The following is a 17,870-nucleotide window of genomic DNA, read 5'->3' on the forward strand; positions in this document are numbered from 1 at the left end:
GGCATCGCCATACGGCGCCTTCATTGAAGGCGCCGTTTTTATGTGAACTGCCATAACAAGGAAAAATCATGAGACAAACCGCATTCCACGCCGCCGCCATGCTTGCCGCCCTGCTGGCAGCCGCTCCCCATCTGCATGCGCAGGACAAGGCAGAGAGCAAGGCCGAGGGCAAGACCGAGATCCAGTGGCTGGGCCAGGCCACGACCCGCATTACCACGCCGGGCGGCAAGGTGATCGTGATCGATCCCTGGGTCACCAGCAATCCGAAGACGCCCGAGCAGTTCAAGTCGCTGGAGGCAATGGGCAAGGTCGACCTGATCCTGGTGACCCATGGCCACTTCGACCATTTCGCCGATGCGCCGGCGCTGGCCAAGCTTACCAATGCCCCGGTCTATGGCCCGGCAGGGCTGATGCAGTCGGTGGCGGCGCTGGGCATCTTGCCGGCCAGCCAGGCGGTGCGCTTCGGCAAGGGCGGCACGGTGACGCCGATCGGCGCGGACATCAAGATCACCCAGGTCCGTGCCGAGCACAGCTCGGAACTGGCCCACAAGAATGCCGCCACCGGCAAGGATGAAGTGCATGCTGGCGGCGAGCCGGCCGGCTTCGTCATCGAGCTTGAGAACGGCTTCAAGATCTACCACATGGGCGACACCGGCCTGTTTGGCGACATGGCGTTCATCGGGTCGTACTACAAGCCGGACGTGGTGATGATTCCGATCGGCGGTCACTTCGTGATGTCGCCCAAGGACGCGGCCTATGCCACGAAGGAAATGATCAAGCCGCGCTTCGCCATTCCGATCCACTACGGCACCACGCCGCAGTTGAAGGGCACCACCGCCGAGTACATCAGCGCGCTGGGTCAGGGCCAGGCCAAGGTGTTTCCGATCAGCCCCGGCGAGAAGCTGACTTTCTGAGCGGCGGGCGGGGGCATGCGTCCTGGTGGTCCGGGCCGCATGCGTCCTGATCGGCAACTGTAGCCTGGGTTGAGCAAAGCGAAACCCGGGTCGCCTCAAACCTCCGGCAGCGCAAGCACGCTCCCGGAATGGCAATCCGCCATTCCGGGAGCGTGCTTGCCTGAAGCGGTTCATCCGGCTGATTGGCATGCCGGCGTGTTGCGATTGCACCGGAGGAGTGGTGTGGCGGATCCCGGGTTTCGCTGCGCTCAACCCAGGCTACGGCGGCTGCGCGCTTCTTAATCCGTCACCTTGCCGCGCAGTGCCTTGATCTGACCGCGGCTGGACTTGGTCTCCAGCCGCTTCTTCTGCGAGCTGCGGGTTGGCCGCGTTGGCCGCCGCACCCGTTGCGGCACCGCCACCGCCTCGACGATGTCCTGCAGCCGCCGCAGCGCATCCTCGCGGTTCTGCTCCTGGCTGCGATGGGCCTGCGCCTTGATCACCAGCACGCCGTCGCGGGTGATGCGCTGGTCGTTCGATGCCAGCAGCCTTTCCTTGATGGCTTCCGGCAGCGACGAGGCGCGGATGTCGAAGCGCAAATGAATCGCGCTGGACACCTTGTTGACGTTCTGCCCGCCGGCGCCCTGCGCCCGCACCGCGGTGATCTCGACCTCGCTTTCCGGTATCGGCGGCGCATGCAGCATGGTCACGCCTTCCTGTCCGGGCCGATGCCGCGGATCACTTCCACCAGTTCACGGGCATAGTGCGGCAGGCCTTCCAGCGTCTGCACCACCACGCTGCGCTCGCGCAGCGCCCACGGCTCGGTCAGTTCCACCAGGGACAGCTGCATGGTGCGGCTGTGCCGCAGCGCCGCCGACTGCGGCAGGATGCCGATGCCGACCCGGGCCTCGACCATGCGGCACATCGCCTCGAAGCCGCGCACCTGGATGCGCAGCTCCAGCCGCTGGCCGGCCTCGGACACGATACGGTTCAGGAAATGCCACAGCGTGCTGCCTTCATGCAGGCCGATATGGGGATAGGCCAGGGTATCGGCAAAGGCCACGCTGCCGGCATGGGCGAGCGGATGGTCGGGCGCAGTCGCCAGCACCAGCCTGTCGGTGGAAAAATTGATGATCTCCAGGCCCTGTCCCTGCACGGGCCCGGCGGCGATGCCGATGTCGGCCGTGCCTTCCTGTATGCCGCGCACGATGTCCTGGTTCAGCCTTTCCTCCAGCGCCACATTGACCTGCGGATGGCGGGCCAGGAAGGCGCCCAGCACTTCCGGCATGAACTCGGTGACGGCGGTGGTATTGGCGAAGATGCGGATATGGCCCTTGATGCCATTGTTGTACTGCTGCATGTCGCTCTTGAGGCGTTCCACCTGCTGCATGAACTGCTGGGCATGGCCGAGCAGCGTCTCGCCGGCCGGCGACAGCTGCACCCCCTTGTTCTCGCGGTAGAGCAGGCGCATGCCGAAGCGCGACTCCAGCTCCTTGATGCGGTTGCTGGCTGCGGCCAGCGACATGCGGCTGCGCTCGGCCGCGCGGGTCAGGCTCTTCAGTTCGGCGATATGGATGAACAAACGCAGGTCGGTCAGGTCGAACAGCATGATGGCTTCCAGATGAGGCAGGCCGGTATTTTACGGCGCGCGACGATGCTTCACGAAAATGATAGCCCCCCTTAGAAAATTGCAGATTGCGCAAGACGGCATCAGACAGCACACTGGCCGCCAATCCGACATGACAGGAAACGCGATGACAGACCATGCTTTCGACCTGCCGCTGCTGCAGCAGTGGGTGGGCAGGACCGAAGTGAAGGAAGACCTGATCCAGCCGGCCATGTCCGCGGCGCTGGCCGCCACGCTGGACCAGGCCGCCCCGGTTGCGGCGCTGCCGCCGCTGTGGCACTGGATCTATTTCTGGACCGTGGCGCCGGCATCCGAGGTCGGCGCCGACGGCCATCCGCAGCGCGGCGGCTTCCTGCCGCCGGTGCCGCTGCCGCGCCGCATGTGGGCCGGCGGCCGCCTCGTCTTCACCGCGCCGCTGGCCATCGGCGAGGCGGCGACCCGCACTTCGCGCATCCTCGATGTGCAGGCCAAGGCCGGTGCCAGCGGGCAGCTGGCCTTCGTCACGGTGCGCCATGAGATTGCGCAGAACGGGCGCATTGCGGTCACCGAGGAGCATGACATCGTCTACCGCGACCTGCCGCAGCCTGGCGCCGCCGCGCCGGCCGGCAAGCCCGCGCCGCAGGAGGCAGCGTGGACACGGGAGATCGTGCCCGACCCGGTGCTGCTGTTTCGTTATTCCGCGCTGACCTTCAACGGCCACCGCATCCATTACGACCGCAGCTACGTCACCGGTGTCGAAGGCTATCCGGGCCTGATCGTGCATGGCCCGCTGATTGCCACGCTGCTGCTGGACCTGCTGCGCCGCAATATGCCGGACGCGGTAGTGAAGGAATTCAGCTTCAGGGCGGTGGGGCCGCTGTTTGACATCGAGCCCTTCACTGTATGCGGCCAGCCCGGCGCGGACGGCCGCGTGAGGCTATGGGCCAGGAACCAGCGGGGCGAACTGGCGATGCAGGCCGAAGCGTTGATCAGCGCCTGAAGCCAGCAAGGATCGCAGGGTGCATTACGCGAAGCGCAATGCACCGCTTCCGCCGCACCCCTCATCGCCACCGCTACCGACAACGACAACAGGAGCCCACCATGCATCAACATAACGACCCCTACCAGGACATCCGTGACGCGGTGCGCGCGCTGTGCACGGAATTCCCGGCCGAGTACTTCCGCAAGGTCGACGAGCAGCGTGGCTATCCGGAAGCCTTCGTCAATGCATTGACCAAGGCCGGCTGGCTGGCGGCGCTCATACCGCAGGAATACGGCGGCTCCGGCCTGGGCCTGACCGAGGCCTCGGTGATCATGGAAGAAATCAACCGCTCCGGCGGAAATTCCGGCGCCTGCCACGGCCAGATGTACAACATGGGCACGCTGCTGCGCCATGGCTCGGACCAGCAGAAGCAGTACTACCTGCCCAAAATCGCCAGCGGCGAACTGCGGCTGCAGTCGATGGCCGTGACCGAGCCTTCCACCGGCACCGACACCACCAAGCTCAAGACCACCGCGGTGAAAAAGGGCGGCAAATACGTGGTCAATGGCCAGAAGGTGTGGATCTCGCGGGTGCAGCATTCCGACCTGATGATCCTGCTGGCGCGCACCACGCCGCTGGCCGAGGTGAAGAAGAAGTCCGAGGGCATGTCGATCTTCGTGGTCGACCTGCGCGAGGCAATCGGCAAGGGGCTGACCGTGCGGCCGATTCCCAACATGGTCAACCACGAGACCAGCGAACTGTTCTTCGAGAACCTGGAGATTCCTGAAGAGAACCTGATCGGCGAGGAAGGCAAGGGCTTCAAGTACATCCTGGACGGCCTCAATGCCGAACGCACCCTGATCGCCGCCGAATGCATAGGCGACGGCTACTGGTTCATCGACAAGGTCACGAAGTACGTCTCCGAGCGCGAGGTGTTCGGCCGGCCGATCGGCCAGAACCAGGGCGTGCAATTCCCGATCGCCAAGGCTTTCGTCAACATCGAGGCGGCCAACCTGATGCGCTACAAGGCCTGCGCGCTGTTCGATGCGCACCAGCCCTGCGGCGCCGAAGCCAACATGGCCAAGATGCTGGCGGCCGATGCTTCGTGGGAAGCGGCCAATGCCTGCCTGCAGTTCCATGGCGGCTTCGGCTTCGCCGCCGAATACGATGTCGAGCGCAAGTTCCGCGAGACCCGGCTGTACCAGGTCGCGCCGATCTCGACCAACCTGATCCTGTCCTATGTGGCCGAGCACATGCTCGGACTGCCACGCTCGTTCTGAGGAAGCGCCATGCGACCCCTTGATGGCATCACCGTCGTTACCCTGGAACACGCGATCGCCGCGCCGTTCTGCACCCGCCAGCTGGCCGACCTCGGCGCCCGCGTGATCAAGGTCGAACGTCCCGGCGTGGGCGACTTCGCGCGCGCCTATGACGAGCGGGTGCGCGGTTTGGCCTCGCATTTCGTCTGGACCAACCGTTCCAAGGAAAGCCTGACGCTGGATGTGAAGCATGAGGAAGCGGTGCCCATCCTGCACCAGCTGCTGGAGAAGGCCGATGTGCTGGTACAGAACCTGGCGCCCGGCGCCGCCGCCCGGCTGGGGCTGTCGTACGAGGCATTGAAGGCGCAGTATCCGGGGCTCATCGTCTGCGACATCTCCGGCTATGGTTCTTATGGCCCGTATCGCGACAAGAAGGCCTATGACCTCCTGATCCAGAGCGAGTCGGGTTTCCTGTCCATCACCGGTTCGCCCGATGAGCCGGCCAAGGCCGGCTGCTCGGTGGCCGACATCGCTGCCGGCATGTATGCCTATACCAATATCCTCGCGGCGCTGATCCAGCGCGGCAAGACCGGGCAGGGCTGCAATATCGATGTGTCGATGCTGGAGAGCATGGCCGAATGGATGAGCTACCCGCTGTATTACGCCATGGATGGCGCCGAGCCGCCGCCGCGGGCGGCTGCTTCGCATGCCACCATCTATCCCTATGGGCCGTTTCCGGCGGGCGACGGCAAGGTAGTGATGCTGGGCCTGCAGAACGAGCGGGAATGGGCGGTGTTCTGCAGCAAGGTTCTGCTGCAGCCCGAACTCGCCACCGATGCGCGCTTCAGGACCAATGCCTTGCGCAGCGCTTCGCGCAAGGAACTGTATGAACTGATCGTCGGCGTGTTTGCCGGCCTCGCTGCCGATCAGGTGATCGGGCGGCTGGAAGAGGCGCAGATCGCCAATGCGCACATGAACACGATGCATGACCTGTGGGAGCATGCGCAGCTGAAGGCCCGGCATCGCTGGACCGAGGTGGCCACGCCCGCAGGCCCGGTGCCGGCGCTGCTGCCGCCAGGCATGCCCAACGGCTATGCGCCGAGGATGGACCCGGTGCCGGCCCTGGGCCAGCATACCGATGCGATCCTGGCGGAGCTGGGATTCGATGGGGATCGGATTGCCAGGCTGCATGCGGAAAAGGCGGTGTAGGCGTTGCGCGGTGCGATGCACTGGGTGTGTTGGAGGTAACGCGTAATGCCCCTTCGGGGTATTACGCCCTACGCGGTCGGGGATGTTGGAACGTAGGGTGCAATACCCGAAGGGCATTGCACGTTGGGCGGCAAAACGGGGAGCGAAGGCTGCGTCTTGCCGGGATCAACTGCTTGGCGCCGTATGCCTGCCGCGCTGGTACGGCGGAGCGAAACTGATAAGGGAAACCCAAATGGAATACACGGAAAACCACCCCAGCAAGGCCCTGGCCGCATTTGCCGCCGGGCTGCAGTTCGACAGCATTCCATCCGACGTGATGCGGCGCGCCGAAGACCTGCTGCTGGACTGGTTCGGCTCGGCGCTGGCCGGCAGGATCGGCCGCCCGGTGCAGACCATCGCCGGCTTTGCCCGGCAGATGGGGCCGGCCGACGGCCCCTGCGAAATCCTGATCTCGCGCACCGGCAGCACGCCGCTGTTTGCCGCCATGGTCAATGCCGCATCCTCCCATTTCGCCGAGCAGGACGACGTGCACAACGGCTCGGTATTCCATCCGGCCGCCGTGGTGTTCCCGGCGGCGCTGGCGGTGGCCCAGGTGATCGGCGCCTCCGGCCGCGAACTGCTGACGGCCTCGGTGGCAGGCTATGAGGTTGGCATCCGGGTCGGCGAATTCCTGGGCCGCTCGCATTACCGCATCTTCCATACCACTGGCACCGCCGGCACCATCGCCGCCGCCGCGGCGGTCGGCCGGCTGCTGAAGCTTTCGCCGGAGCAGATGCTGCATGCCTTCGGCTCGGCCGGCACCCAGGCCGCAGGCCTGTGGGAATTCCTGCGCGACGCCGCCGACTCCAAGCAGCTGCATACCGCCAAGGCCGCCGCCGATGGCCTGATGTCGGCCTACCTCGCGCAGGAAGGCTTTACCGGCGCGCAGCGCATCCTGGAAGGCGCACAGGGCATGGCCGCCGGCATGTCGACCGATGCAGACCCGTCACGCCTGACCGACCGCCTCGGCCAGCGCTGGGCCCTGGCCGAGACCTCGTTCAAGTTCCATGCATCCTGCCGCCACACCCATCCGGCCGCCGATGCGCTGCTGCAGGTGATCAGCGAGCATCACCTGCGGCCGGAACAGATCGGCCGCGTCACCGCCCATGTGCACCAGGGCGCCATCGACGTGCTGGGGCCGGTGGTCAATCCGCAGACCGTGCATCAGGCCAAGTTCTCGATGGGCACCGTGCTGGGCCTGATCGGCCAGTTCCACAGCGCCGGCATGAAGGAATTCGACCAGTCCTTCAATGACATCGGCATTCGCGCCTTCCGCGACAAGGTGCGGATGGTGCTGGACCAGGAAGTCGACCAGGCTTATCCGGCGCGCTGGATCGGCAAGGTCACGGTGGAAACGGTGGATGGCCAGCGCTATGAAGGCCGGGTCGATGAGCCGAAAGGCGACCCCGGCAACACGCTGTCGCGCGAGGAGCTGGAGCAGAAGGCGCTGCGGCTGGCCGAGTTCAGCCAGTCCGCCAGCGAAGGCGAAATGCGCGCCGCCTTCGAGCGGCTGTGGAACATCGCCCGCGCCGAGCGGGTGGGCAGGCTGCTGCCATGAACCGCTCCTACCTGTTCGTGCCGGGCAACCGGCCCGAGCGTTTTGCCAAGGCGCTCGCGGCCGGGGCTGATGCGGTAATCATCGACCTCGAGGATGCCGTGGCCCCGGCCGACAAGGCGGCCGCCCGCGACGCGGTGCGTGCCTGGCTGTCGCCAGCGCATCCCGTGCTGGTGCGCATCAACAGCGCCGACACCGCCTGGTTTGCCGCGGATGCCGAACTGTGCGGCCTGCCGGGCGTGTCCGGCATCGTGCTGCCCAAGGCCGAGCAGGCCGGAGACATTGCCCTGCTGCGGCAAAAGGGCGCGCCGGCAGTGCTCCCGCTGATCGAAACCGCGCTGGGCCTGCATCAGGCGCTGGCCCTGGCGCGTCAGCCTGGGGTGGAACGGCTGCTGTTCGGCAGCATCGATTTCAGCCTGGACCTGGGCCTGCATGAGGGCGTGGAAGAGTTGCAGTACTTCCGCTCCCACCTGGTGCTGGCGTCGCGGCTGGCCGGCGTCCTGCCGCCGGTCGATGGCGTCACCACCGCGCTGGATGATGGCGCGCAGATCCTGGACGACGCCCGTCGCGCGCGCCGCAACGGCTTTGGCGGCAAGCTGTGCATTCATCCGAAGCAACTGGCCCATGTCCATGCGGCCTTTGCGCCAACGGCAGAGGAAGTGGCATGGGCCGAGCGGGTATTGCAGGCTGTGGAAAATACCGATGGCGCCGCAGTGGCATTGGACGGCAAGATGATCGACCGCCCGGTAATACTGAAGGCGCAAGCTATCAGGGATGAAGCAAGCCGCAGCATAGCGGCATGAATCGATGCCAGGCAAACCATGCCTGCATCATGCCGCCGTCGCGGACGGCGGACCAAGAACGATAAGGAGACCATCATGACATTCAAACCCCTCGCATTTGCCATGGCCGCGGCCATGGTGTGGTCCGCCGGCGCCCATGCGCAGGCGCCGATCGTGATCAAGTTCAGCCACGTGGTGGCGAACGACACCCCCAAGGGCAAGGGTGCGGAGCGCTTCAAGGAACTGGCGGAGAAGGCCACCAGCGGCCGCGTCAAGGTCGAGGTCTATCCCAACAGCACGCTCTACAAGGACAAGGAAGAAATGGAAGCGCTGCAGCTGGGCGCGGTGCAGATGCTGGCGCCGTCGCTGGCCAAGTTTGGACCGCTGGGCGTGAAGGAATTCGAGGCCTTCGACATTCCCTACATCTTCCCGACCAAGGACGTGCTGTACCGCGTCACCGAAGGCCAGGTCGGCCGCGACCTGTTCAAGAAGCTCGAACCCAAGGGCATCACCGGCCTGGCCTACTGGGACAACGGCTTCAAGGTCATGACCGCCAACAAGCCCCTGCGCAAGCCGGCCGACTTCAAGGGCATGAAGATGCGCATCCAGTCGTCCAAGGTGCTGGACGCGCAATTCCGCGCGCTGGGCGCCAACCCGCAGGTCATGGCCTTCTCGGAAGCCTACCAGGCGCTGCAGACCGGCGTGGTGGACGGCACCGAGAACACGCCGTCCAACATCTATACGCAGAAGATGCACGAGGTGCAGAAGCACCTGACGATTTCCGGTCATGGCTACATAGGCTATGCGGTGATCGTCAACAAGAAGTTCTGGGACGGCCTGCCGGCGGATGTGCGCACCCAGCTGGAAGGCGCGATGCGGGATGCCACCAAGTACACCAATGCCATCGCCGAGCAGGAAAACCGCGATGCGCTGGAGGCCATCAGGAAGGCGGGCAAGACGGAGGTCTATGCCCTGAACGATGCCGAGAAGGCGGAATGGCGCAAGGCCTTGCTGCCGGTCAGGAAGGAAGTGGAAGGCAGGGTGGGGAAGGAAGTGCTGATGGCGGTGGATAAGGAGTCGGCGGCGTTGGGGGTGAAGTAAGGGCGCGTGGCGCATTGCGGTTGCGGTTTGCCGTCGCAGTTCAGGCCCCGTTGATCACGCCGTGACGGCGATGGCTGAAGCGGATATGGTGCGGCGTCTTTCGTAGGGTGGAATACCCCCGGAGGGGCATTCCAAGGTTGGTCGATCTAGTCAGGGCTTTGCATTTACCTATCGTTCCAAATCCAAATTCAAGGCCAAGGCGACGGTGCTGCCCGTGCCTTGCCGGGTGACGCAAGGCGATTGCACTGCCGTGGAGAGAAGCCGGGAGTCCGTCCCGGCGGCCGGGTTACTTTTTTGCTCCGCCAAAAAAGTAACCAAAAAAGGCGGCCCCGATGATCGCGCCCCGCTGCGCGGGGTTCCCGTGCCGGCGGTGCCCCGAGCGGGGCGCGGCTAAACTCGCTACGCTACGCTGCGCTCAAACAGACGCCGCACCTTTTCCCGCTCGGGGCACCGCCGGCACGGCGCGCTCAACGGGAAGTTGAAAGGCAAAAGCAACCGCAACCGCAACCGCAACCGCAACCGCAACCGCAACCGCAACCGCAACCGCAACCGCAACCGCTTTTGCAGGCTCCAACACTCGAAGCGCATCGCACCATCGGTCGCAAACCGAAACCGTATTGTTGACCAATGTTCCTGGTTGAACATTGCCCCAAGCGGGCGTTCCACCTCATCATCTGTCCGTGATGAAGTTCTGCATCTATCCTTTACTGCAAGTCAGCCGAGCAGGTCTGTTTCCAGCAGGGTACGAGGAACGGAACAAGTAAGCTGTTGCGCGTAAAATTCAAACGATCTGCGGCTTGATGGATTTCCATCCGTGATGTCGATGACAGTGAGAACATCGAGCCTGGCTTGTCTTTGCTGGCCCCCACCATGGAAGAAATCCCCATCCACACCTGGCAGGAATTCATCGACCGCACGGCCGCGCTCGACGGCTGGGCATTCCGTGGCCAGCGCTATGCCGGATCGCAGCTGTCGTCCTCGCTGTCGCGTTATTTCAGCGAATTCGTGCCGGACGCCGCTTCCTGGACCGAGCGCGAGAAGCGCGCCCTGCGCATCTTCCGGCGCAAGGCGCATAACTACCTCAGCAATGAGGCGGTGCTGCAGGAAGAGCTGCGCACCGTGGCGCTGATGCAGCATCACGGCGCGCCGACCCGCCTGCTCGACTTTACCAAGTCGCCGTTCGTGGCCGCCTTCTTTGCGCTGGAACGCGCCATCGGCACCTCGGCCGTCTATGCGCTCAATACGCCGGCGCTCTGGCATGCGGTGCCGCGCGAGCGGCCGGAACTGACGCGTGAAGCGATCGACCCGCGGCTGCCTGGGAAATTCGAGTACTACTTCATGCAGAACATCCACGAGGTGGTCTGGGTCGGCGAGCCGATGCAGATGGACCGGCGGCTGGTGGCGCAGTCGGGCATGTTCGCGGTGCCGGGCCTGCTGGACCGTCCGCTGGACCAGATCCTGGACGGCTACGCCGCCGACGCCCCGTTGATGCAGAAGCTGCTGCTGCCGCCATCGATACGCGACGAGGCGATGCGCACGCTGTACCGCATGAACATCACCCATGCCTCGCTGTTTCCCGACCTCGACGGCCTGGCGCGCTCCTTGGCATTCGAACTGGAGATGGTATGGAGCGGGGCGGGCATCGATCCGGAGCAGGGCGGCCTGAGCTGAGGTTCCAGCGGACCGGGTTTCATGCCAGCCGCAGCGCGCGGCCCGCGTCCAGCATGCCGCCATGCGCCCTGATCCATTGCTGCGCCTGCTCCGCCGGCAGCGGCCGGCTGTAATGAAAGCCCTGCAGCTCATCGCATCCGGCCGCCCTCAGCTGCTCGGCTTCCGGCAAGTGCTCCACGCCCTCGGCCACCACCTTCAGGCCCAGCGTATGGCCCAGCCCGATGATGGCATTGATCACCGCCAGGTTCTTCGGCGCGCTGTGCATGCTCTGGATGAAGGAGCGGTCTATCTTCAGCCTGTCGATCGGGAAGCGGTAGAGATAGTTCAGGCTGGAATAGCCCGAGCCGAAGTCGTCGATGGAGATGGCGCAGCCCAGCGCCTTGATGTCGCGCAGAACGGCAATGGTGTCGGCGACATTGTCCATCAGCAGGGATTCGGTCAGCTCAAGTTCGATCTGGGCCGGGTCCACCGCATGGCGCAGCAGCGCCTGGGCAAGCATCGCGCACAGGCCGGGCTCGCGCAGCTGCAGTGCCGACAGGTTGATGGAGATCGGCACTGGGCCCAACCCCTCCTGCTGCCAGGCCTGGTGCTGGCGGCATGCCTCATTGATGATCCAGGCGCCGATGCCGACGATGAGCCCGGTTTCCTCCGCGATCGGGATGAAGTCAGCCGGCGGTATCAGGCCGCGCGCCGGATGGATCCAGCGCACCAGGCTTTCCACGCCCGCCAGCGCGCCGCTCTGCGCATCGATCCTTGGCTGGTAGTGCAGCAGCAGCTCGCCGCGATCGACCGCATGGCGCAGGTCGTTTTCCAGCTGCAGCCGGCGCACGACCTTGTGGTTGAGCTCCTTCGTGAAGAACTGCAGGTTGTCGCGCCCGCTGTTCTTGGCCTGGTACATCGCCACGTCGGCATGCCGCATCAGCTGGTCGATATCGTTGCCGTCGTCGGGAAACACCGCCACGCCGACGCTGCACGAGATATGCAGTTCCGCGCCATCCACCTGATGCGGCCTGCGCACCAGAGAAATCAGGCGCTGGTCGACGATGCGGCCGATCTCGTCGACATCGCCGACGCCATTCAGAATCACCACGAATTCATCGCCGCCCAGCCGGCACACCGTGTCGCCTTCGCGCACGGAGGCGGTGAGGCGGCTGGCGATGGAGCGCAGCAGGCCGTCGCCGACATGGTGGCCGAGCGAATCGTTGATGTTCTTGAAGCGGTCCAGGTCGACGAACAGCAGCGCCACCTTCTGGCCGGTGCGGCGGGCCTGCGCCAGTGACAGCTGCAGCCGCTCCTGGCACAGGCTGCGGTTGGGCAGGCCGGTCAGCGCGTCGTGCTGCGCCATGTAGGCGATGCGCTGCTCGTTCTTCTTGCGTTCGCTGATATCGAGCGAGATGGCGATGTAATGGCTGACCTCGCCCTGCGCATCGCGCACCGCGTTGAGCACCAGCCATGCGGGATAGGGGTCGCGGCCCTTGCGCTTGAGCCAGGCTTCGCCCTGCCAGCTGCCGAGGTTCTGGGCGGCATCGGTGATGTCGGCCAGGAAGCGCGCCGGATTGCGCTCGTCGAGCAGCGCGCGCGGATTGGCGCCAAGCAGCTCGGCCAGGTCAAGGTTGGCGCTGCGGCAGAAGGCCCGGTTGACATCGAGGATGCGGCCCTGCGGGTCGGCGATGACGATGCCTTCCGAAGAGGCTTCGAACACCTTGGCCCACAGTTCCAGGCGCTGCTCCATCAGCTTCATCTGGTTGATCGGCGTGAAGGTGGTCAGCACGGCGCGCTGTCCCTGGTAGACAATGCAGCGCGCCGACACCAGCGCCCAGGAAGGCGTCTGGCCGCCGCGCCAGCAGACTTCGAACTGGTCCACCGATTCCATGTCGGTCAGTGCCTGGAAGAAGCGGGCCCGGGTCGGCCCCGGCATGCCGGCCTTCCACGGATCGCTGCGGCAGCCATTGAGCCAGGACTGCGCCGCCTCGTTGGCATGCAGCACCTCGTGGGTCGGGATCGAGGTGACCATCATCGGGATGGGAATGGCTTCCACCAGCTCGCGCTGGGCGTCGGCGGCGCGATGGCGCGCCACGAGTTCCTGCTGGCTCATGCGCTGATGGTCCAGCTGCTCCAGCATGCCGTTGAAGCCGCTGACCAGGCGGCCGATCTCGTCGCCGCTGCGCCAGTCGGCGCGCAGCGTGTAGTCGCCCGAACCGCTGACCCGGGCCGCGACCTGCGCCAGCCGCGAAATCGGCCGCGAGATCTGGCTGGCCACGAAGAACACCACATTCAGGATCACGATCAGCAGCAGCGCTGCCGTGCCCAGATGCGTCCACATCCGGGAATAGGCCTCGGCATTGCGCAAGGCCAGCAGGCGCTGCAGGTCGTCCTGGGCGGCATGCCATGCGTTGGCCAGCGCCTGCACCGCCGCGATGCGATCCCGCTCCAGGACGGTGCCGTCCTGGCGCTCCAGGCTGTGGCTTGCTGCGCGGAATACCACCACGGCGTCGAGCAGCGCGGCGCGGCTGGCCGAGAGCCGTTCCCGCAGCGCCGGCTTGCTGGCGGCAAATGCCTCCTCGTAATCGCTGGCGATGCCGTGCATCGTGGCGTCCAGCCGGCCTTCCAGCAGCAGCAGCCGGGTGTGGCCGTTCGCATCCGGATGCGCCTGCAGGCGCTGTGCCAGTTGCCCGGCTTCGCGCAGCAGGCCCAGCAGTTCCGGGAAGCGCAGCATCACCAGCGACATCGTGTAGTAGCTGTCGAGGTCGGGGTCGAGTATCAGGTTGGACTGGTTGCCGATGCGGGTAATCAGGGCGCGGCCGGCATCGAATGCCTGGTCGCCTGCATGGGCGCGTAGCGCCTGGCCGTATGCCTGTGCGAGATCGTTGGCGCCAAACAGCGCGCCGTAACGGGAGCGCGCCTCGTCGAGGCGGGACAGCGTTGCGGCAGTGTCGGCGGACGATGCGGCTTGCTGGCCCTGCGCCAGCGGCACCAGGCTGCGGCTCACTGCGGCGATATAGTGGGCGCCGGCGATTTCCTTGTCGGTAAAGTCGATGGCAATGTACTTTTCGTTGATCAGGATGCCCGAAACGAAAATCACCGCGGTCAGGTCGAGGAAATAGATCAGCGCCAGCTTGCGGCCGACGCTCAGTCCGCCAATAAGGCGGGATAGGTAGTTCTGCATGCATGGGCCCCGCTTGGAAGAGACTGTTCCTTCAAGCAATGCCCGTGCCATCTATTTCCTTGACGCAATGAAGGGCTGACCGCTTGCATCATGCTGGACAGGTCGGCGGGCGGTTGGTCCAGAATCGTGCAGCCGGCCCCGTTGCCACGCCCTCAAACGAAGCAGGCGGTATTGAGGACTACCGGCCCGCCCCTGGGCGCGCTGGCGGCGAGGCGCCGCGCGACGCTGTGTATCCGGGCTTCGCATGCACGGTAGGTGTTCATGAAGTCCATGGTGAAACCCTGCAACTTGCAGAGATAGGTCAGGGCGCTCTTGAGGATCAGGAATTCACGCTCGACCGAGTCGACTTCGACGGAAAACACCACGCCTTCGGTGGTGAGGCCGGGTTCCTTGTACGCTTTTTTCATGGATGGTCCTGTGCTGGTCTGTACGGCTGTCAGCCAGGAGCAATGCAAGAAGAAGGCCAGCGCATGCATACATCGCCGGTCTTGTCAATCGTCAAAGGCCGCGGGTGGGCGGCAGGGAGGGCTTGGCAGGATGGCGCGGCCATAAGCCAGTGGGGGCTGTCAGCGCTGATTATTCGCAATACTGCTGCGTTTAGCCGGGTTTTTTTTGAACATGCGAGCCAAACCGGAATCCGAGAATCGGATCCCTCCGTTCCTGCTGCTACAAGGCAGGACTCACCCCCCTTTTTTCAGGAACCAACATGGACGCTCCAAAAGCAAACAAGCAGCAAGGCGACGACGGCATCGCCGCGCCGGCGCTCAAGACGCCGACCGACCTCAGGCCGCAGGCAACCACCGAAGTGGCCGAGGCGCTCAATGCAGTGCTGGCCGACGTGTTCGCGCTGTACATGAAGACCAAGAACTTCCACTGGCACATGAGCGGGCCGCATTTCCGCGACTATCACCTGATGCTGGATGACCAGGCGACCGAACTGTTTGCAATGACAGACCCGCTGGCCGAGCGCATCCGCAAGCTGGGCGGCAAGACGTTGCGCTCGATCGGCCATGTGTCGCGGCTGCAGCGCATTCCCGACAACGACGAGGAATTCGTCGAGCCGTCGAAGATGCTGTCCGAGCTGTGCGACAACAACCGCGCGCTGGTGGCCAGCCTGCGCGAAGCGCATGAAGTCTGCGACGACAACCGTGACATCGCCACCGCCAGCCTGATCGAGAACTGGATAGACGAGACCGAGGAACGTACCTGGTTCCTGTTCGAAGCGGACCGCAACCCGGACCGCACCGGGCACTAGAGCGGATTCGGCCATCTCAGCATGATGCAGGCCCCGTGGGGCGTACACCGCATCCCGCCTGCTTGCCATGCCCCTGAGGGCGTAGGGTGGAATACCCCGCAGGGGCATTCCACCACCACCAACGCGCCGCTTACGGCAGGGCGCTGACTTCGCTCGTCATTCAACCGCCGATGGTGGAATGCCCTTCGGGTATGCCACCCTACGGATCGCCGCGGTGCGGCTCGTTCAACGGCATTCCGGGCAAGCCGGTTGATGCCCAGCCAGGCTGGAAACGCGCTCGGCGTTTCACGGCCGCTGCAACTGGCCCAGGCGTGCTTCGACGAAGGCCGCCAGTTCTGGGCTCAGGGTGCGGCTGGCCTGCGCGCTGCGGTAGGCCTGCTGCGCCTGCGTCGCCATCTGCAGGGCCTGGTAGGAAATGCCCAGGCCCATCCACCAGACCCCATTGTCAGGCGCGCTGCGCAGCGCCGTGGCATAGTGCTCCGCGGCGGAGCGGTGCTGGTCGTCGCGCTGCAGCAGCGCGGCGAGGAAGGCATGGTAGTCGGCGCGGGCGCCTGCCTGGGGCAGGGCGCGCTGCAGGGTGTCGATCGCCTCGCGCAGCGCATTGTCCTGCAATTGCTGGCGCGCCAGCTGCATTGCCATGTCGGCTTGCGGCAAGGTCTCGCGCACGATCTTCAGTGGTTCCGCCGCTGGGGGTGTCGGTGTGGTTGCCGTTGATGCCGCTGCAGCGGCCTGCTGCAGCGGCGCTTCTTCATTGCGTCCTTGTGCCTGTGCTGCTGTGGCTGCCGGCGATATGGGCTGGCGTTTCGCCGGCCTGGCGACAGGCTCGTTGCCTGCACTGGTAGCTTGTATTGCCGGTTCTGCCGATGCCGGCGTTGCAGCTATTGCAGCCGTCTTGAACTGTGCTGTCGGCTTGGCTGATGCGGCCACGGCGGTTGCGGTCGCCACTGTGGTGTTTGAAGCCGGTGCGGTCGGTTCAACCGGTTTTGCAGGCGCAGGCATGGCGGCTGGACTACTTGCAACTGTCGACATGACCTTGCCAGTTGCCTCGCTGGCTTCCTGGGTTTTGGCAGCCGGCGCATTGACCATCGTTGCTGGTTTAACCTCTGCTGCTTCCTGCTGCGCTGCCGGCGTAGCTGATACTGCCGGCGCTACTGGTGCAGCGACAACTGCCGGCGGCGTTGTTTCGGGCGCTTGCAATGCAGCCTGCGGCATCTCTGCCGCTGCCGGCGCAACAGCCGCTGTCGCTATCTGCGATGGCGCCGGCGCCTGCCACAGCCGCTGTCCTGCGACCGCCGCCACGGCCAGCAGCACCACGCCACCGGCCACTGCGCCCAGCTTGAACTTCATCGTCGGCGCCGGCCTGGCCGGCACGGCGCGCACCTGTCCCTGAAACGGCGCGCCAGCCGTACCGTCGCTGCGCCGCGTTTCCAGATCCCTCAACATGCTGTTTATCAGACTCATTGCAAAAACATCCATCCTGCGCCGCACAGGGCGGCAAAAATAAGAGGCACCGTGGCGTAGAGCCAGGCGCGGCGTGGCTTTGCCACGCTACCGGTGTCGCCGGCGGCCGCCTGCACATGGCGCGTGCCAACCTGCTGCCTGCCTTCGCCATAGGCCAGCATCAGGGCCTTGTGGCCCAGGATGTTGACCAGGCGCGGATAGCCGCTCGATGCCCGGTGCAGCGCCCGCACCGCGCCCGGGCCGAACAGGCGGCCGCCGGCATAGCCGGCCACGCTCAGGCGATGCGACAGATAGAACTGCAGCTCGTCGCGGTCCAGCGGGCTTAGGCGGTACTGGAAGGTGATGCGCTGCTTGAGCTGGCGTATCTCGTTGATCTCGAGCTTGCGGTCCAGCTCCGGCTGGCCGAACATCACGATCTGCAGCAGCTTGCGCTTTTCGGTTTCCAGGTTGGTCAGGAGGCGCAGCGCCTCCAGGCTTTCCACCGGCATCGCCTGGGCTTCATCGATGCACAGCAGCACCCGCCGGTCTTCCCGCGCCAGGTCCAGCAGCCGCAGGTTGATCTGCTTGATCAGCTGATGCTGCTCGATGCCTGGTTCCAGCACGATCTCCAGTTCCTCGGCCAGCGCCATGATCAGCGCGCGCGGCTCCAGCGCCGGATTGGGTATGTAGGCGGTGTAGAAGCCCGCATCCAGCGTCGCCATGAACTTGCGGCACAACAGCGTCTTGCCAGTGCCGACCTCGCCCGTGATCTTGATGAAGCCTTCGCCATTCTGTGCGGCGATCAGGAGGGTGTTGAGCGCCTCCTGGTAGCTTCTGCAGCCGAAGAAGAAGCTGGTATCCGGCGTGATGCCAAACGGCGGCTCACGCAATCCGAAGTGGCCGGTGTACATG

Annotated in this window: 15 protein-coding genes; 9 read left to right on the plus strand and 6 right to left on the minus strand. The window is 65.1% G+C overall.

Going from position 1 to position 17,870, the window contains the following annotated elements; all coding sequences use genetic code 11:
* The first annotated feature begins 68 nt into the window (after positions 1–68).
* Positions 69–914 carry a metal-dependent hydrolase gene (locus KTQ42_RS02240; protein ID WP_217344021.1) on the plus strand — a complete coding sequence of 282 codons (846 nt, stop codon included), beginning with the start codon at positions 69–71 and terminating at the stop codon, positions 912–914.
* A 278-nt stretch (positions 915–1,192) separates the two neighbouring features.
* Here the strand turns inward: KTQ42_RS02240 and arfB are convergent, their stop codons facing one another.
* Together arfB and KTQ42_RS02250 are read right to left on the minus strand one after the other, a co-directional pair.
* Complete coding sequence (gene arfB, locus KTQ42_RS02245; protein WP_217346781.1) at positions 1,193–1,597, minus strand: alternative ribosome rescue aminoacyl-tRNA hydrolase ArfB; 405 nt, start codon at positions 1,595–1,597, stop codon at positions 1,193–1,195.
* A 2-nt stretch (positions 1,598–1,599) separates the two neighbouring features.
* On the minus strand, positions 1,600–2,502 hold the full coding sequence (locus tag KTQ42_RS02250) for a LysR substrate-binding domain-containing protein (protein ID WP_217344022.1): 903 nt from the start codon (positions 2,500–2,502) through the stop codon (positions 1,600–1,602).
* A gap of 145 nt (positions 2,503–2,647) precedes the next feature.
* Here KTQ42_RS02250 and KTQ42_RS02255 point away from each other — a divergent pair, with 145 nt between their 5' ends.
* From KTQ42_RS02255 to KTQ42_RS02285, 7 genes are all read left to right on the plus strand, one after another.
* Positions 2,648–3,499 (plus strand): MaoC family dehydratase N-terminal domain-containing protein, encoded by an 852-nt coding sequence (locus tag KTQ42_RS02255; protein ID WP_217344023.1) that lies wholly within the window; start codon positions 2,648–2,650, stop codon positions 3,497–3,499.
* Between the two features lie 101 nt (positions 3,500–3,600).
* Positions 3,601–4,761, plus strand: coding sequence for an acyl-CoA dehydrogenase family protein (locus KTQ42_RS02260; RefSeq protein ID WP_217344024.1), 1,161 nt, complete (start codon positions 3,601–3,603; stop codon positions 4,759–4,761).
* Between the two features lie 9 nt (positions 4,762–4,770).
* Positions 4,771–5,949, plus strand: a complete 1,179-nt coding sequence (locus KTQ42_RS02265; protein ID WP_217344025.1) for a CaiB/BaiF CoA-transferase family protein — start codon at positions 4,771–4,773, stop codon at positions 5,947–5,949.
* A gap of 232 nt (positions 5,950–6,181) precedes the next feature.
* A complete protein-coding gene (locus KTQ42_RS02270) occupies positions 6,182–7,546 on the plus strand; it encodes an MmgE/PrpD family protein (protein ID WP_217344026.1) in 1,365 nt (454 codons plus the stop codon).
* A complete protein-coding gene (locus KTQ42_RS02275) occupies positions 7,543–8,346 on the plus strand; it encodes a CoA ester lyase (protein ID WP_217344027.1) in 804 nt (267 codons plus the stop codon). Before KTQ42_RS02270 ends, KTQ42_RS02275 begins: the two co-directional genes overlap by 4 nt.
* A 75-nt stretch (positions 8,347–8,421) precedes the next feature.
* Positions 8,422–9,426 carry a TRAP transporter substrate-binding protein gene (locus KTQ42_RS02280; protein WP_217344028.1) on the plus strand — a complete coding sequence of 335 codons (1,005 nt, stop codon included), beginning with the start codon at positions 8,422–8,424 and terminating at the stop codon, positions 9,424–9,426.
* A gap of 870 nt (positions 9,427–10,296) precedes the next feature.
* Entirely contained in the window at positions 10,297–11,097 is an 801-nt protein-coding gene (locus KTQ42_RS02285) for an FRG domain-containing protein (RefSeq protein ID WP_217344029.1), read from the plus strand.
* Between the two features lie 19 nt (positions 11,098–11,116).
* On the opposite strand, the gene KTQ42_RS02290 is transcribed toward KTQ42_RS02285, so the two are convergent.
* Together KTQ42_RS02290 and KTQ42_RS02295 are read right to left on the minus strand one after the other, a co-directional pair.
* Positions 11,117–14,263, minus strand: coding sequence for an EAL domain-containing protein (locus tag KTQ42_RS02290; RefSeq protein WP_217344030.1), 3,147 nt, complete (start codon positions 14,261–14,263; stop codon positions 11,117–11,119).
* A 152-nt stretch (positions 14,264–14,415) separates the two neighbouring features.
* Entirely contained in the window at positions 14,416–14,670 is a 255-nt protein-coding gene (locus KTQ42_RS02295; protein WP_217344031.1) for a hypothetical protein, read from the minus strand.
* Between the two features lie 299 nt (positions 14,671–14,969).
* Here KTQ42_RS02295 and KTQ42_RS02300 point away from each other — a divergent pair, with 299 nt between their 5' ends.
* The gene (locus KTQ42_RS02300; RefSeq protein ID WP_217344032.1) at positions 14,970–15,518 is read left to right on the plus strand and encodes a DNA starvation/stationary phase protection protein; all 549 of its coding nucleotides are present in this window, start codon (positions 14,970–14,972) and stop codon (positions 15,516–15,518) included.
* Positions 15,519–15,803: 285 nt separating this feature from the next.
* On the opposite strand, the gene KTQ42_RS02305 is transcribed toward KTQ42_RS02300, so the two are convergent.
* Together KTQ42_RS02305 and KTQ42_RS02310 are read right to left on the minus strand one after the other, a co-directional pair.
* Entirely contained in the window at positions 15,804–16,961 is a 1,158-nt protein-coding gene (locus KTQ42_RS02305) for a hypothetical protein (RefSeq protein WP_217344033.1), read from the minus strand.
* Between the two features lie 14 nt (positions 16,962–16,975).
* On the minus strand, positions 16,976–17,869 hold the full coding sequence (locus KTQ42_RS02310; protein ID WP_217344034.1) for an AAA family ATPase: 894 nt from the start codon (positions 17,867–17,869) through the stop codon (positions 16,976–16,978).
* Position 17,870: the final 1 nt, after the last annotated feature.

The sequence above is a fragment of the Noviherbaspirillum sp. L7-7A genome (assembly GCF_019052805.1).
Lineage (GTDB): Bacteria > Pseudomonadota > Gammaproteobacteria > Burkholderiales > Burkholderiaceae_D > Noviherbaspirillum_A.